Source organism: Emergencia sp. JLR.KK010 (genome assembly GCF_037018265.1).
GTDB lineage: Bacteria > Bacillota > Clostridia > Peptostreptococcales > Anaerovoracaceae > Senimuribacter > Senimuribacter intestinalis.
Genome location: NZ_CP143550.1, coordinates 1,457,898 through 1,472,599, shown reverse-complemented (window position 1 = coordinate 1,472,599; position 14,702 = coordinate 1,457,898). Strand labels below are relative to the sequence as shown.

The following is a 14,702-nucleotide window of genomic DNA, read 5'->3' as shown; positions in this document are numbered from 1 at the left end:
CTCTCAATTCTGCTATCTTTCTACCTTAAAAACTATACTCTTCTTTTCTGTGTCCATGGTGCAAAGTGCACCCATCGGAAGTGTCATCATCGGCTTTCCATGTCCTGACTCTACATTGTACATTACAGGAATATCAAGGTCCTCAAAGATTTCTTCCAAACACTTATAGACATCATAGGCTGGGCATTCTTCATTGACAATTTTCGTAAACTGTCCCAGAATAATCCCCGCGCAGTCTGCCAGCTTTCCGGCATTCTTTAAATGGTACGTCCATTTCTCAATCTTTGTTACAGGCTCACAAACCTCTTCGATGAATAAAATCTTACCCTTCGTGTCCGGTTCATAAGGCGTTCCAATGGCGGCAGAAAGGAGGGAGAGATTCCCTCCAATCAATCTGCCGGATGCCTTACCTGTTTTCATGACGTCTATTTCACAGCCCTTTGGATTGCAGAATTCAAATGTATCTTCTGCCTCCAGCGCTGCAAAAAATGACGCTTTTGTTTCTTCATCGAAACTATCTACCATATTGGAAGATACCATAGGTCCATGGAACGTAACCAAGTCACACTGCTGATTCAGCGCAAGGTGTAAACTGGTCACATCGCTGTAGCCTACGAAAACTTTTGGATTCGCTTTTACCAAATCAAAATCTATGTACTCCATAGCACGGCTTCCGCCATCGCCTCCGCGAATACAGAAAATGCCGTTCACTTCGGGATCTGCGAACATCTTATTGACCCATTCGCCACGAGTCTTGCCGCTTCCTGCCATATATCCGCCATAATCCTGGTCTAAGTTATCTGCCAGTTTTACCTGAAATCCAAGGTCTTCTACTGCCTTTTTACACTCTGCAACTCTATCAGTTCCAATCGCGGAACTGCTGCAAATCAGACCTACTGTATCACCTTTTTTTAATTTTTTTGGGTAACGCATTTTTATCTCACCCTCTATTAAAACCACATGATGTTAACAATCAGAGTTGCTGCAATCAGGGATGCCAGGTCACCTAAAAGACCAGCTGCGATAGAGTGTCTGGTGTTGCTGATTCCTACAGAACCGAAGTATACAGCTACTACATAGAAAGTGGTTTCAGTAGAACCCAGTGCAACAGAGGCAATTCTACCAATCTGGGACTGAGTACCGTACTGCGCTAACAGGTCTGCCATCATACCTTCTGCACCGCCGCCGGAGAAAGATCTCATGATTGCCATCGGCAGAACTTCAGACGGTAAACCGATTACGTTAGTTACAGGAGCAAGCAGGTCGCAAATGAAATCCATTGCACCGGATGCTCTGAACATACCGATAGCACAAAGCATTGCTACCAGGTAAGGAATAATCATAATGGCTGTTGAAAAGCCTTCTTTTGCGCCTTCTGTGAATACAGAATATACAGGAACTTTTTTACAAATTGCGTAAAAGGCTACCAGTGCAACAACAACTGGAATCGCCCAAATGGATATCGCTTCTAATACTGCTGTCATGTTCTTACCTCCTTAGAATGAAACTCTTCCGCCGTCTTTAGAGCTAACGGAAACATAATTTTCCGGCAGAACAATCGGATTGTCGCCGATGTACTCTTCGTTGATTTCCAGAGTACCTGCTGCCAGTTCCTTTTCGATTACGTTTTCCCACTTCCATCTCTTCATCTTCTGGAATAAGATAGTGCAAGTAACGCCCACGATAGTGGAGATAGCGGTTGCAATGATAACCGGTGCGATAATTTCAGCAGCACCCTGTGTCTGTACTGCAGAACGAAGACCCATAGCGGTTACCGGAATCAGAGTAATAGAGGTTGTAGAAACTGCCATCAGCATGCACTGTGCATTAGTAGCAATACCCCTAGTAGGGTTTAATGTCTGCAGTTCAGCCATCGCTTTCAGACCAAACGGAGTAGCAGCGTTACCGATACCTAAGATATTAGCAGCGAAGTACAGTGCCATTGCAGAGTTAGCAGGGTGGTCTGCCGGTACGTCAGGGAACAATAAACGCATTACCGGTGCGATTGCTTTACCAAGCTTTTCGCAAAGACCAGCTCTTTCCATTACTTTCATCAAACCGCAGAAGAAAGCCATGATACCAATCAGACCTAATGCGATATCAACAGCAGTCTGTGCAAAGTCGAAGACATTGTTCAGAACTGCCTCAATGTTACCAGTTACGCCGCCGGCAATAACTGCGATGACAACAAATGCCACCCAAATGTAATTCATCATAATTAAATATCCTCCTTAAAAAATGCGTATAGGTACTACACGATTCTTAATAATTGCTGATTTAAATTTCATTTCAAAGTTCTATGGTACAGTCTGCAGCCTTTCATAAAACTAAGAAATAATTCTTAAATCACTTGGCGAAAATCTATAGAGCAATATTCATGCCAATTCTTTTCATTCAGGCATGATTTTTGCTTGTATATATGCTTGGAAGGAAGCTTCCAGCAAAACAAAATAAAGGAGATCATTTCATGCAAGGACATTTTTCAGTCATTAATAAGCGAGGTTTTATTACCTCCTGTATATTAATCTTTATCAGTATTTTAGGATTTGCGTACAGCCTTTTCAGACAGGTAGGCGGCGGCTCCAAGCTGTGGATTGTACCGCTTATCCTTTTTGCCTGCTTCGCCCTAATCAGCCTTTTGATTCTTCGCGGCGTCGCTACAGCCGGCATTGATGTGCAAAACGGTCAGGTCATATTTGCCGCCGCAGGTGGAAATGGGCTCAGAGCACCGCAGTTTTCCCTGTCTGACTTAGAATCCGTTCAGCTTTACAACAGCGATGGTCCCATTGCAAATCCGGAAAGTTCCGTCCTTGCTGGAGCAAAGGTCGTCTTTACCACCAAAAATGACCAGCAATTTGTATATTATCCTGTAACGATTACATATAAGCAATTTCTTAATCTGAAGCAGGGACTTACTCAGCTTCAGTCACTATTATAAAATATTTCTATTTTTTAAATCTGACCTGCAAATCGCAGGTCTTTTTCTTACAATTTTTTACAATACTCTCCAAAATAGTCCTATATTTAGAACTTATAATCCGTAAATCCGGACAATTTCATAATTAACACTGTTGCAATCCTCATTTCAGGAAGTTTTTTTAGGCATGATTCTTGCTACTATTATCATAGTATAGAACTATATGCTGTTTCATCAGGAAATAGCACTCGGCTTTTTATATAGGAAAAGCCCAAAGAAAGGATCAATCATTATGTACAAAATTCAGTATCATTACACCAATCTTGCCAAGCAGGTTTTATTCGGCGTATGCTTTGTCTATGTCCTGCTTCGTTTTTTGATTATGGCAGAAATTATTATCTTCAAGATTGACGGTTATTACCAGGCGACCAACATTCCATTAACTCTCGTTATGTATCTTGTAATCTTCGCCCTGATTGTCTTCCTCTTCAGAGGTCACAAATACTGCTACAGCACTTATGACGAAAAGAGGCTGACCTACCACAACAGTCTTTTGAAAAGAAGTCGCAGCTTGGATTTTTCAGAAGCGCAGGTTGCCGTATTTGATACCAAAGGCGTCAGCTTTTACGCAAAAGACGGCGACAACTTTGAAAGTGCGAAGCCAATCTTCTTCCTGCCCTTTTTTAGAGACGGAAAAATCGAAGCCATACAGATTAACAAGTTTTACAAAATGTTAAAAGAATTGCCCGGCATGCGTGTTATCAAGCGTTTTCACGTTCTGCCTGGCTACGAAAAGAAATGGAATTTTGTCACCATCGCATATGGCTTCCTCGCGGTCATCGTATTTATGAACTGCGCTACCCCACTGACCGTATGTATCGTACTGCTCCAAAATCACTAAAAAAGGAGACTATCAAAACAATGAAACAATATGGCAATTTAGTAAGACTATTAGATATGGACCCCGATTTCATCATCGAACTGGTCTACGCAACAGCAGATAATTTTACAGGCAGCATCGTCTATGATTCTCCTGAATGCTATATCGATGTGGATACGGCTAAGCGCCTGATTATTGCCAAGAATTTAGCAAAGAAAGATGGCTATCGCATGAAAGTTTGGGACGCATTCCGCCCAACAAGCGCCCAGCAGCGATTTTGGGATCTGCTTCCCGACAATGACTTTGTCGCCTATCCACCGGACATGGAGACCATTACAGAGTTTAAGAACTCCCACATGAACGGTCAGTGCGTTGACGTAACCTTAACGGACATGGATGGTAATGACATCCTCATGCCAAGCGCTTTTGACGACTTTACAGAAAAAGCCCGCCTGGATTGTCAGACGACTTCCGGCGAGGCTCTTAAAAATGCTACATATTTGCGCGACATCATGGTTCGCGCAGGATTCAGTCCTTACAGCGGCGAATGGTGGCATTTCTATGATAGAAATTCAGTACCAGTAAGATACACAGAGACTATCCCTAGATAGTCTCTGTTTCATTTTTGTTGTCATTTCCATTGTCTGCCCGCATCTGTTCCTGCTCCATGCAGGCTTTCGCCTTGGCACTTTTCTTTTCTAATAAGTTCTGCATCATGCTCTTGTCATGGTTCTTCATGATATATACAAAAGACAGTGCAATAATCCCAAGGCCGATGAGGATTTTAATCATTGAAATTACCTCCCGATTACGTCTTTTAAAACGCGCAGTGCATTGCCGCTGCTGATTAAATCGATTTCATCACAAGTGAAGTGTTTCTCCATAGCGCCGATTAATTTACCAAAGCCAGCATAGTTCACCAGTTCACCGTTATCATCAATTCCATCAAAGTCGGAGCCGAATCCGATAGCTTCAATACCAGCTTTATCTCTCATGTACAACAGGTGCTCCACAATCCAGTCGATTTTCGGTGCTTCTTCGTCATCTTTTAAAAACGGTCCGTTAAAGTTTACACCGACAACGCCGCCTGCATTACCCAGAGTTTTCAGCTGATCATCAGTCAGGTTACGTCTGTGGCTGCAAAGGGCTCTAGCACAGGAGTGAGAAGCAACAAACGGCTTCTTGCTGTATTTTGCAACATCGTAGAAACCACCTTCGGACAGATGAGATACGTCGATTACCATGCCAAGACGGTTCATTTCCTCTACTACTTCAATACCAAACGGTTTCAGACCGCGCAGGTGTTCTTCCTGATTGTCGCTGCTTGGAAAACCAACAGAATTTTCAAAGTTCCACAGAACAGTCAAAAGTCTTACTCCCATATCGTAAACTTCGTGAAGTCTTTCCATTTTTCCATCCAAGAATACACCGTCTTCGATGGTCAACAAAGAAGATAAAATACCCTCTTCCTTGTTTTTCATAATGTCTTCCACAGTGTAAACCGGTCTGATGTGTGCCTTGTTTGCTTCCATAACCTGCTGATACCGAGCGTACATCCCCTTGATGATATCATAAGGATCCATCGTTTTCATCTCGCTTCTGGATATGTACATCGCAAAGAACTGCGCTAAACTGTCATTTTCCTTTAACAATTCCACGTTGATGGAAAGATCAGCATTATAAAAATCAAGTTCCGGCTTTCTCCATGCTTCAAGAAGTGTGTCGCAATGCATATCTACTATTTTCATTTTGTCTTCCTCCATTTATTATACATCTATCATATACTAAAAGCAAAAATTGTGCCACCTTTTTATATCATAAGAATTGTATCGGCACAAGACTTGCATAAGAATAGTAATCAGAAAAGAAAACTGATTACGGAGGGTTCCATGAAATATACAAGTGAAGAAATCAAAAACAAAGTAAATTCAGTCTATGACGAAGCTGTTTCACTGCGCCGTCATCTGCATATGTATCCCGAACTCAGCGAGCAGGAATACGAAACCAGCCGTTTTATCTGCGAGCAGCTAGATAAAATGGGGATTCCTTACGAAAAGGATATTGCAGGCTGCGGTGTCTCCGCCGTTATCTACGGCAAGAACAAAACCAAGGGTGTGGCACTGCGTGCCGATATCGATGCGCTTCCCATTACAGAAAAGGTTGAAATCCCATTTAAATCGAATAATCCTAATATTATGCACGCCTGCGGCCACGATATTCACACCGCAATCCTTCTTGGCACAGCAAAAGTTTTAAACGATATGAAGGAAGATTTACCCGGATCTGTTAGACTTCTGTTCCAGCCTTCTGAAGAAACCATCGGCGGTGCTCGCCAGATGATAGAAGCAGGCTGCCTGAATGAACCAGCTATTTCCGCAGTTTTGGGACTTCATGTAGACTCCGGCACCGATGCTGGCAGCGTAGAATTTATTCCTGGCTCCATGAACGCCGCGTGCAGCGAATTTTTCGTTACAGTAAAGGGAAAATCCTGCCACGGTGCACACCCTAACGATGGCATTGACGCCCTGCTTCCTGCCTGCACCATGGTATCCAGCCTGCAGTCCATCATTACAAGACGAATCGACCCAGCTGAATCGGTGCTGATTACCGTAGGAAAATTCAACAGCGGCACCAAAGAAAACATCGTCTCTGGCGAAGCTGTTTTCTCCGGCACCATGCGCGCCCTAGATATGAAAAACATGGATAAGCTGCGAACCTACCTCAAAGAACTTTGCGAGGGAATCGCTGCATCCTACGGTGCAAGCTGCGAAATCAGCTTTTCCGGCAGCTATCCAACGCTGGAAAACGACCCGCAGCTCTTCGACAGCGTGATGACAACGGCCAAGGAAATGCTGGGAGAAGACAAGGTAAAATTGACTGTAAAGCCTAGCCTGGGTGCTGACGATTTTGCTTTTTTCTGTCATGAAAGCCGCGGACTTTACTATAATATCGGTATCAGAAAACCTGGAGAAGACTTCGCTCACCCGATTCATAGCGAGCTGTTTCACCCGGATGAGGAATGTATTCGCACAGGCATGCTGGTGCAAATCGCCAGCGTACTGAAAATTTTAGAGGAGGAAGCATAAACATGACAAATACAGAAATCCTTCGCGACACACAAATTGTCGTCGATTTAAATAAGCTGGCTGGTAATATAACTAAAATCAAGGAGATGGTCGGCGCTGACGTCGACATCATGCCGGTTATCAAAGCCAACGGCTACGGTCACGGCGCCTGCGCCATCGCACAGACTTTGATGGATTGCGGCGCTTCCGCCCTGGCGGTTGCCACACTGACCGAGGCTTTAGAGTTAAAAGAAGCATATCCCGACTACCCAGTACTCATCATGGGCTATACCCCTGACAGGCTGCTCCACTGGGTTGTAGAAAAAGATATCATTCAGACCATCTGGTCCATCGAACAGGCTGAGAAGCTTGGACAACTGGCAGGTTCTCTTGACAAAACCGCCTGCGTTCATATCAAGGTGGACACCGGTTTTCACCGTCTTGGAAAATGTCCTTCTGATGAATTCGCAGCAGAAATCTCCGATATTTTCAAAGTTCCTCATCTTGCAGTACAGGGGATTTTCAGCCACCTAGCTCTCGCCGGTCTCTCTGAAGACGAGGAGCAGTACCAGCAGTTCACCGACTTTATCAAAAAACTAGAAGCCATAGGCTGCAAGTTCCGCTACAAGCACATTGCAGACAGTATCGCCTGCGTGGACTATCCGCAGTATCGCATGAATCTGGTGCGTCCGGGCGCTCTGCTTTACGGTATGAAAGGCGCTCAATACGCGGATATCAACGTAGAGCAAATTCTAACCTTTAAAACAGCAATTTCTCAGCTCCATGAAATTCCCGCAGGTGAAGGTCTCAGCTACGATTATCTCTGGAAGGCGGAGCGTGACAGCATCATCGCAACCCTGCCATTCGGCTACGCCGATGGCTATCCAAGAAACCTCCGAGATAAAGGCTATGTCATTATAAACGGCGCCCGGGCGCCTATCGTCGGCGTTATCTGCATGGATCAGTGTATGGCGGATGTCACCGATGTGCCGGATGTCTGCTGCGGTATGGAAGCCATCATCTACGGAGATGGAAAAGACGGCTCCATGACTATCGCAGAAGCAGCATCCCTGTCCGGCACCAACAAAAATGACATCATTGCAAGACTGACCGCAAGACCGCCAAGGGTTTATATTGGTAAATAGCCCTTGTTGCTGACAGGTGTTGATGCGCGTGCATATTTTAGATGAAACTGCCAAATATATGCACAGTACTGTACATATTTCCTAAAAAAAGGCTAAATATATGCAGAAAAAGGCAGTCAATTCGATTTTATCTTTCGAGTTGACTGCCTTTTATCGTCTCAATCTGCATATTTCACTGAAAATCCCTCAAAATATGCACACCTGCAAAGATAAACGTGCATATTTTAAGGGATTTTACTAAATTTATGCATACACAGTAGCAAATCGATCTTGCAAGCGCAGCGCTCCCTGCATCACTTAGAACAAAGAGTTATAGAAATCACTGCCTGCACCGAAAACAATCTGGCGCAATGCCATCAGTTCATCCATGTTTTCTGCGCTGATTCCCACTGTCATAGAATCAATTCTCTTAGTGCCAGGTACGCGCATTGCCCCATCAGCCAAATTCACCTGCTGAAAGGTCACTTCCATTTCCGGCTTTTCAGGTACAGCAACCGGCTTTCTGCTCTTAGCAGCTCTGACAGCTTTTTCCGCAGTGTCTCTCAGCATTTTCTGAGTCTGGGTTCTCGGCAGACATCTTGCACAAAATCTGCCCTCTGCATATTTTACGACTACAGTCTCCACTTCAGGGTCAAAAGTCTTCGCCTCTGCTTCCAGTGCCTGATCACCTGTCACCATGAGAAGGGGCACACCCTTTTCTGCTGCAAAGTAAGAATTCATGCCAAGTTCGCCTACACTCATGCCGGAGACCTTTAAATCTCTGATAGTTGCCGGATTAAAGGTATGATCCAAAATTGCATTCTGTGTGCCGAATTTAGCATGATAACCTACCAAAATCAATCCGTCAAATGACTCATCAAGGCCGTGAACCATAGAATTTCTGCGGGTGTCCCCTCTGGTAATCTGCGCCCTTTCATCCAGCATTTCCACTTTGATATTCTGAGAAATATTATGAGAATCGCAGACTACCACTTCTGTAGCACCCCCTGCGAAAGCACCGTCTACAACTGCGTTTACTTCCTCCGTCATAAAAATTCTTGCCTGCTGATAACCTGCCCCCACCTCTTCAACATCTTCCGGTGCAACGATTCCGTTAATGCCTTCCAAATCCGCTGAAATAAAAATCCTCATACTTAATTCCTCCGTTAATATTTTATGTTATACTTTTTTAGCTTGTCATAGAAAACCGTTCTGGACATATCAAGTTCCTCCATCGCCGCCTGTTTATCCCCATTGTATTTAATCAAAGCCATTTCTAAAATGCGGGCTTCTTCCTTTGCCAGCATCTCCTTCATAGTCACAGGAATATTTCCCTTTCCGATTTGCAGATGCTCCGAATAGATAATGTTGGACTCACACAGGGTAATCGCACGCTCAATTGCGTTTTCCAGTTCACGCACGTTACCTGGCCAGTTGTAGGAAATCAATTTCTGTAAAGCTTCACCAGAAAACTGTTTTTGTTCCAGTCCATAAGTATCGCAGACCTTCTCCAGAATCTGATTAATCAAAAGATAAAGGTCCGCTTTCCTTTCCCTAAGAGACGGGATCTCGATAGGAAATACGTTGATACGATAGAACAAATCCTGGCGGAATCTGCCCAGCGAAACTTCTTCTTCCAAATTTCTATTAGTCGCTGCAATCACACGCACATCCACTTTAATCGGCTTGGAAGAGCCGACTCTGTAAATGGTTTTGTTCTGCAGTACATGAAGCAGTTTCACTTGAATATCCAGCGGAATTTCACCTATTTCGTCTAGAAAAATCGTGCCGCCGTTGGCTGCCTCAAAGAATCCTGTCTTTCCTTCATTTTTTGCACCAGTAAAAGCACCCCCCACATATCCGAACAGTTCACTTTCAAATAAAGTCGGTGCAATAGCATTACAGTTTACTTCCACAAAAGGTGCGCCGGGCATGCCGATAGAATGAATTTCCCTCGCCAATTTGGATTTACCGGTCCCACTTTCTCCGGTAATAATCACATTAAATCTGCTTTTAGCCGCTTTCCACGCCATATATTTGACTTCCCGCGCCTTGTTGCTCTTGCCTGCAAAGCCAGAAAAAGCGTCTTCTGGATAGTCAAGGTTTTGTATCCCCCCTATCGTATTTTGTTCTTCAATTCGCTGAATAATCTGATCACGTTCGCTCAAAAGTCTCTCCAGATGTGAAGCATCCGATAGCAGCAAAAAGGCTCCATCAGCGCCAGCCTCATCTTCATCGGTCCACTTTACAATGCTGCAGTTAAAAGGTCTTTTATTGATTTCATAAAGCTGATTATAAACCTTTTCCTCCGTACCCTCCAGTACAAGCTGCAGTTTCTCTGTCAAAGGTGACTGCTGAAACAAATCCCAAAATCGCTGACCTGTCACATCCACATCCGTGTCCTCTACGCTCTTTGCCTGATAGGTTGCACCGCGTAGCAAATAGCCTAAATCTTCCTGTCTGACACTATACCCTTTTGCCTGAAAAAATTTAATATTACCGGTAATCCCGTCAATAATTACAACGTTTCCAACGGAATTAGAATATCTCAGTCTGTGAACCATGTCATTGACAGAAATCAGCGTTTCTTTTTTTCCTGTGTCAATAATGGCCTGAATATGAAATCCCCAATAATTCACGTCCAGTTTCATAGGGACATTCAGGGAGTGTTCTCTGATATATTTGTACTGCGGTTCAATCTTCTTATTTTTGTAAACACCGACCGCTACCAGCATGTCTCCTCTATGGATACCGGCATCATTGATATTGAGAAGCGTCAATTCTTCTCTGCCCATCAGACCATCGTCATCACCCAGCTTGTTGTCCGCAATAACGACAATATCACCTTCACAAATCTGCCCCGCATCATGTCCTGTCTTTGCATTAATGATAATCCCCGTTGTCTCTTTGGCCTTGCGATTGCAAAGCTGTATTTTTCCTTCGCTGTCAACAAAAATAATGCCCTGATTCATACTGTTCATCAGAAGCTCGATAGCCTCTTTCACATTACTTCTGTGCATGTTTTTTCCCTTCCTTCTTTAATCCCCGCTCTATTCTTATGCAAGAATCAAGCCAAAACTGTCTTACCAAAAAACAGGGTAGCCGATAACGTATTCTATCGACACCCTGTCAGATTGTTACATATTGTCAGCTGCTTCTTTTATTTTAATAATGGCGTCCTCTACAAGCTCTCCGACCGGCAGCATACTTACGCCTGCCACCAGATTATCACACCTGTTCATCGGAACCAGCACCTTAGCTGCATGACTTTGCCCTACGGCAACTGCCATATCAGGTGTCACTTCTCCAAGAAGCGAATCTGCAATGACAATACCGATAGGTCCAGCAATAATATCCGCCCGCTGACTTGCTACTATGACCGGGTTTTCTCCTGTTGCAGCCTCATCAGCCCCAGCCTTTAGCATAGTAGCCGTCGCAACAGCGTTGGTTCCCACCGCCATAATCTCCGCCCGTGAAAACTCTCTTCTGATTCCTTCTACAAGCAGCTTTCCCAATCTGCCGCCTTGTCCGTCTATTACTAGAAAACGCATGGTTCCTCCCTCAATGCCTTTTATCAGTACTATTCTACCACATCTTGAAGGAAAAGCAACGATATACGTTTATAATATTTTTTATCTTTTATAGGGCTACAATCCTATCGCTGATATGTTCCACCATAGGAAGATCGTGGGCGATAATCAGCATCGTCAGATTTCGCTTTTCGCACAACTCTTTGAGCAGATGAATAATCTGTGCCTGCAGAGAAACGTCAAGAGAGGTAATAGGTTCGTCTGCGATGAGAAAATCCGGATCTGTAATCAGTGCCCTTGCGATAGCCGCACGCTGCCTCTGTCCACCGGAAACATGGTAGGGATGCCTTTCTGCAAGTTCCGGAGAAAGTCCAACCAGTTCCATCATCTCCTTTACCTGCTCTTTCACTTCCGCCCTGCCCAGCGCTTTCCCTTCCTTTTTTCTGCTGGAAATCTGCAGCGGCTCTGCAATAATCTGAAAAAGACTCATACGCGGATTAAAAGCCGACGCACTATCTTGAAAAATCATTTGTTTTTTACAATCCGGCGCAAAAGTAATCGTACCGGCTGACGGCTTTTGAATCCCCGCAAGACATCTTGCAAGAGTCGATTTTCCGCAGCCGGAAGGTCCTACAATGCCGACGATTTCCCCTTTTTCAATGGTAAGAGAAAAATCTTCAAAGACCTTGTGTACACGTTTTTTTCCAAGGGAAAAATATTGAGAAAGTCCGCAAATTTTCACTAGCGGCTCTGAATCCACCGCCGCAAAAGACGCTTCTTCTCTAACTCTTCCATGAAAGTGACTGCCGCTCTTTCCATACTGCGCATAGTGCAGAAGCTGCTTCGTATACCCATGCTGCGGATTTTCAAAAATCGCCCCAGTCTTAGAGTTCTCCACAATAACACCGTCCTTCATGACGATAATTCGATCCGCCATCTCCTTTGCCAGTCCCAAATCATGGGTCACAAAAAGTATGCTGCAGCCTGCCTCACTGCTAACTTCTCGCAGCAGCTTGATGATCTGCCCCTGGGTATCTATATCCAGCGCCGTCGTCGGCTCATCACAGATGAGCAGCTTCGGATTACAAGCAAGGGCAATGGCAATAGCAACTCGCTGACGCATCCCGCCGGAAAAATGATGGGGATACTGATGAAAACGCACTTCTGCGTCCTCAATTCCCACCCGCCTCAGCAGGGAAATCGCCCTCGCTTTCGCTTTGCTTTTGCTGATTTTCTCGTGACGTAAAATCGGCTCCGTAATCTGACTGCCCACGGAAAACACCGGATCCAGAGAAGACATGGGGTCTTGAAAGACCATAGCGGCGCTGCGACCGCGCACATCTGTCAATTCCGCCTCAGTCATATGCGTCACATCCCGCCCGCAGAGATAAATATGTCCGCTGTCCACTTCTGCATGACGGCTATGCAGCATCATAACTGCACGACAGGTTGCCGTTTTGCCGCAACCCGACTCACCAACCAGAGCCACCTTTTCTCCGGGAAAAATTTCAAAATCAATCCCCTTTACCGCCTCCACTTTCCCGCCTGCACCGTGAAAGGACAATTTGAAGTTCTCTATTTTTAAAATACTATCCATAGTTTTACTGAATTTCCCACTCTGCTATATTCCAGAACACACCTACGCCGTGATGACCCAGCACTGTATTTTCTGTGATTCCCTTTACATTCTCACGTACTGCATAGGAGGCATCCACGTAAGCGATGAAGCTGTACGGCATAGCCTTTGTCAGTTCCTCCTGAAATTCCATATAAAGCTCTTTTCTTGCGCTGTCATCTTCTGTATGTCTTGCTTTTTCAAGAATCCTGTCAACTGCCGTATTTCCATAAGCGGTGTAATTATCGCCAGCACCGGTAGAGAAGATTTTATAGGTGTGGTCATCCGGATCAAAAGGACTTCCCCAGCCGATGATACAGCAGTCCTGATTTGCCCAGTCTAAAGAAGCTTTCGCCTCAGCTGTTGCATTAATTCCGATTGACCGAAGCTGTGCTGCACACATTTTCGCCATATCAACTCGCACTGAATCATCCGCCATGGCTGAAATGACAAATCCCAGTTCTTCTCCATCTTTCTCATAATAGCCGCTTTCTCCTTTTGTCCAGCCGGCTTCTTGTAAAAGCGTTTCTGCTTTCTTTGGATTATAGTCGAAACGCTCCATCTCTTCATTATTGTAAGCGCCCTTTTGCAGCGGTGAATAAGCCGCTTCCCCCTCGCCAAGAAGAACGCTTTTAACAATCGCGTCTCTGTCGATGGCATAACTGAGAATGCCGGCAAGTTCCGGATTTTCCGAAAATACAGGCTTAGCAAAATTATATGCAATGGCTCTGTAGTCTGCGGTTTTCATCTGATATATCCGGTATCCGCTCTCCTTTGCTACACTGGCGGAAGTCTTCGCCGTAATCATTGCCATATCGATTTCTCCAGAGCGAAGCTGCATGGCTCTTGCGTCAATCTCTGGAACAATTTTGAAAATCACCCGTTCAATTTTTGGTGTTCCACCGTAATACTGGTCAAATCGTTCCATGGTAATGGACTGACCTTGATCCCAAGAAACCAGTTTATAAGGACCTGCGCCCACCGGATTCTGATTGAAACTGTCAGTTGCCGGATCCCTCTCTTCCAAAAGGTGCTTCGGCAGAATGCCAATAGTCATGTAATCAGGAAATGCCACATTGATCTGCTTCAGTTTTATTTCTACGGTCAGATCATCAGGACAGTTTATCTCCTGAATATCTGTATAATTGGAAATAATTTCCGACTGATTATTCTCATCCAGAATCAGATCTAGTGTAAATTTTACATCAGCAGAAGTCAGCGGCTGTCCATCGTGAAAGGTCAGACCTTCTCGAAGTTGAAACGTATAGGTAAGAGTTTTCTCATCAAACTCCCACGTCTTTGCCAGCCCAGGCACTACATTATTCTCCGCATCATGCGCAGTTAACCCAGCAAACAGCAGCAGGTTGATCTCGCCATGCTCATAAAGTGCCGGATTGATGGCTGTATAATCCTGACTACCATATACCAGCGTGTTTTCACCAGCCGCCATTGCAGACACGGTGCTGCCATTTTCACTGCTATCTCCGCAGCCTGCCAGCGCCACTCCCACTATAATTACCAATATCATACATAATATCGTTGTCAATATTTTTCTTTTCATCTTCATTTTC

The 14,702-nt window shown here is 44.6% G+C and carries 15 protein-coding genes; 5 read left to right on the top strand and 10 right to left on the bottom strand.

Features of this window, described 5'->3' with window-relative positions; all coding sequences use genetic code 11:
* Window positions 1–12: 12 nt before the first annotated feature.
* Genes V1225_RS07010 through V1225_RS07000 form a run of 3 tightly spaced genes read right to left on the bottom strand, consistent with a single transcriptional unit; the run spans window position 13 to window position 2,216 of the window.
* Window positions 13–933: an LD-carboxypeptidase gene (locus V1225_RS07010; protein ID WP_338548091.1), complete on the bottom strand. Its 921-nt coding sequence runs from the start codon at window positions 931–933 to the stop codon at window positions 13–15.
* A 17-nt stretch (window positions 934–950) separates the two neighbouring features.
* The gene (locus V1225_RS07005; protein WP_160201561.1) at window positions 951–1,484 is read right to left on the bottom strand and encodes a spore maturation protein; all 534 of its coding nucleotides are present in this window, start codon (window positions 1,482–1,484) and stop codon (window positions 951–953) included.
* 12 nt (window positions 1,485–1,496) lie between these two features.
* On the bottom strand, window positions 1,497–2,216 hold the full coding sequence (locus V1225_RS07000) for a nucleoside recognition domain-containing protein (RefSeq protein WP_338548089.1): 720 nt from the start codon (window positions 2,214–2,216) through the stop codon (window positions 1,497–1,499).
* Between the two features lie 251 nt (window positions 2,217–2,467).
* Here V1225_RS07000 and V1225_RS06995 point away from each other — a divergent pair, with 251 nt between their 5' ends.
* From V1225_RS06995 to V1225_RS06985, 3 genes are all read left to right on the top strand, one after another.
* Window positions 2,468–2,938, top strand: a complete 471-nt coding sequence (locus V1225_RS06995) for a hypothetical protein (protein WP_251630247.1) — start codon at window positions 2,468–2,470, stop codon at window positions 2,936–2,938.
* 271 nt (window positions 2,939–3,209) lie between these two features.
* On the top strand, window positions 3,210–3,818 hold the full coding sequence (locus tag V1225_RS06990; protein WP_161908298.1) for a hypothetical protein: 609 nt from the start codon (window positions 3,210–3,212) through the stop codon (window positions 3,816–3,818).
* 20 nt (window positions 3,819–3,838) lie between these two features.
* Window positions 3,839–4,408 (top strand): M15 family metallopeptidase, encoded by a 570-nt coding sequence (locus tag V1225_RS06985; protein WP_161908299.1) that lies wholly within the window; start codon window positions 3,839–3,841, stop codon window positions 4,406–4,408.
* Here the strand turns inward: V1225_RS06985 and V1225_RS06980 are convergent.
* Together V1225_RS06980 and V1225_RS06975 are read right to left on the bottom strand one after the other, a co-directional pair.
* On the bottom strand, window positions 4,401–4,589 hold the full coding sequence (locus V1225_RS06980; RefSeq protein WP_160201556.1) for a hypothetical protein: 189 nt from the start codon (window positions 4,587–4,589) through the stop codon (window positions 4,401–4,403). The genes V1225_RS06985 and V1225_RS06980 overlap by 8 nt on opposite strands.
* 5 nt (window positions 4,590–4,594) lie before the next feature.
* Window positions 4,595–5,545: a membrane dipeptidase gene (locus tag V1225_RS06975; RefSeq protein ID WP_251630249.1), complete on the bottom strand. Its 951-nt coding sequence runs from the start codon at window positions 5,543–5,545 to the stop codon at window positions 4,595–4,597.
* A 141-nt stretch (window positions 5,546–5,686) separates the two neighbouring features.
* On the opposite strand from V1225_RS06975, the gene V1225_RS06970 reads away from it, so the two are divergent.
* Together V1225_RS06970 and alr are read left to right on the top strand one after the other, a co-directional pair.
* Window positions 5,687–6,883, top strand: a complete 1,197-nt coding sequence (locus V1225_RS06970) for a M20 family metallopeptidase (RefSeq protein ID WP_160201554.1) — start codon at window positions 5,687–5,689, stop codon at window positions 6,881–6,883.
* A 2-nt stretch (window positions 6,884–6,885) separates the two neighbouring features.
* Window positions 6,886–8,007, top strand: a complete 1,122-nt coding sequence (gene alr / locus V1225_RS06965) for an alanine racemase (RefSeq protein WP_338548083.1) — start codon at window positions 6,886–6,888, stop codon at window positions 8,005–8,007.
* A 297-nt stretch (window positions 8,008–8,304) separates the two neighbouring features.
* On the opposite strand, the gene V1225_RS06960 is transcribed toward alr, so the two are convergent.
* The 5 genes from V1225_RS06960 to V1225_RS06940 all read right to left on the bottom strand — a co-directional run bounded on the left by V1225_RS06960 (window position 8,305) and on the right by V1225_RS06940 (window position 14,692).
* Window positions 8,305–9,138 carry a M55 family metallopeptidase gene (locus V1225_RS06960; protein ID WP_251612788.1) on the bottom strand — a complete coding sequence of 278 codons (834 nt, stop codon included), beginning with the start codon at window positions 9,136–9,138 and terminating at the stop codon, window positions 8,305–8,307.
* Window positions 9,139–9,152: 14 nt separating this feature from the next.
* Window positions 9,153–11,006, bottom strand: a complete 1,854-nt coding sequence (locus tag V1225_RS06955) for a sigma 54-interacting transcriptional regulator (protein ID WP_160201551.1) — start codon at window positions 11,004–11,006, stop codon at window positions 9,153–9,155.
* Between the two features lie 117 nt (window positions 11,007–11,123).
* Window positions 11,124–11,537: a DUF3842 family protein gene (locus tag V1225_RS06950; protein WP_160201550.1), complete on the bottom strand. Its 414-nt coding sequence runs from the start codon at window positions 11,535–11,537 to the stop codon at window positions 11,124–11,126.
* Window positions 11,538–11,625: 88 nt separating this feature from the next.
* The gene (locus tag V1225_RS06945; RefSeq protein ID WP_338548080.1) at window positions 11,626–13,113 is read right to left on the bottom strand and encodes an ABC transporter ATP-binding protein; all 1,488 of its coding nucleotides are present in this window, start codon (window positions 13,111–13,113) and stop codon (window positions 11,626–11,628) included.
* Window positions 13,114–13,117: 4 nt separating this feature from the next.
* Window positions 13,118–14,692: an ABC transporter substrate-binding protein gene (locus V1225_RS06940; RefSeq protein ID WP_338548078.1), complete on the bottom strand. Its 1,575-nt coding sequence runs from the start codon at window positions 14,690–14,692 to the stop codon at window positions 13,118–13,120.
* Between the last annotated feature and the right edge of the window lie 10 nt (window positions 14,693–14,702).

Bases quoted from the DNA above. Each gene is read 5' to 3' on its own strand.
- V1225_RS06980 (WP_160201556.1), bottom strand. From the start codon at position 4,589: ATGATTAAAATCCTCATCGGCCTTGGGATTATTGCACTGTCTTTTGTA.
- V1225_RS06940 (WP_338548078.1), bottom strand. From the start codon at position 14,692: ATGAAAAGAAAAATATTGACAACGATATTATGTATGATATTGGTAATT.
- V1225_RS06945 (WP_338548080.1), bottom strand. From the start codon at position 13,113: ATGGATAGTATTTTAAAAATAGAGAACTTCAAATTGTCCTTTCACGGT.
- V1225_RS07010 (WP_338548091.1), bottom strand. From the start codon at position 933: ATGCGTTACCCAAAAAAATTAAAAAAAGGTGATACAGTAGGTCTGATT.
- V1225_RS06985 (WP_161908299.1), top strand. From the start codon at position 3,839: ATGAAACAATATGGCAATTTAGTAAGACTATTAGATATGGACCCCGAT.
- V1225_RS06990 (WP_161908298.1), top strand. From the start codon at position 3,210: ATGTACAAAATTCAGTATCATTACACCAATCTTGCCAAGCAGGTTTTA.
- V1225_RS07005 (WP_160201561.1), bottom strand. From the start codon at position 1,484: ATGACAGCAGTATTAGAAGCGATATCCATTTGGGCGATTCCAGTTGTT.
- V1225_RS06955 (WP_160201551.1), bottom strand. From the start codon at position 11,006: ATGCACAGAAGTAATGTGAAAGAGGCTATCGAGCTTCTGATGAACAGT.
- alr (WP_338548083.1), top strand. From the start codon at position 6,886: ATGACAAATACAGAAATCCTTCGCGACACACAAATTGTCGTCGATTTA.
- V1225_RS06970 (WP_160201554.1), top strand. From the start codon at position 5,687: ATGAAATATACAAGTGAAGAAATCAAAAACAAAGTAAATTCAGTCTAT.
- V1225_RS06960 (WP_251612788.1), bottom strand. From the start codon at position 9,138: ATGAGGATTTTTATTTCAGCGGATTTGGAAGGCATTAACGGAATCGTT.
- V1225_RS06950 (WP_160201550.1), bottom strand. From the start codon at position 11,537: ATGCGTTTTCTAGTAATAGACGGACAAGGCGGCAGATTGGGAAAGCTG.
- V1225_RS06975 (WP_251630249.1), bottom strand. From the start codon at position 5,545: ATGAAAATAGTAGATATGCATTGCGACACACTTCTTGAAGCATGGAGA.
- V1225_RS07000 (WP_338548089.1), bottom strand. From the start codon at position 2,216: ATGATGAATTACATTTGGGTGGCATTTGTTGTCATCGCAGTTATTGCC.
- V1225_RS06995 (WP_251630247.1), top strand. From the start codon at position 2,468: ATGCAAGGACATTTTTCAGTCATTAATAAGCGAGGTTTTATTACCTCC.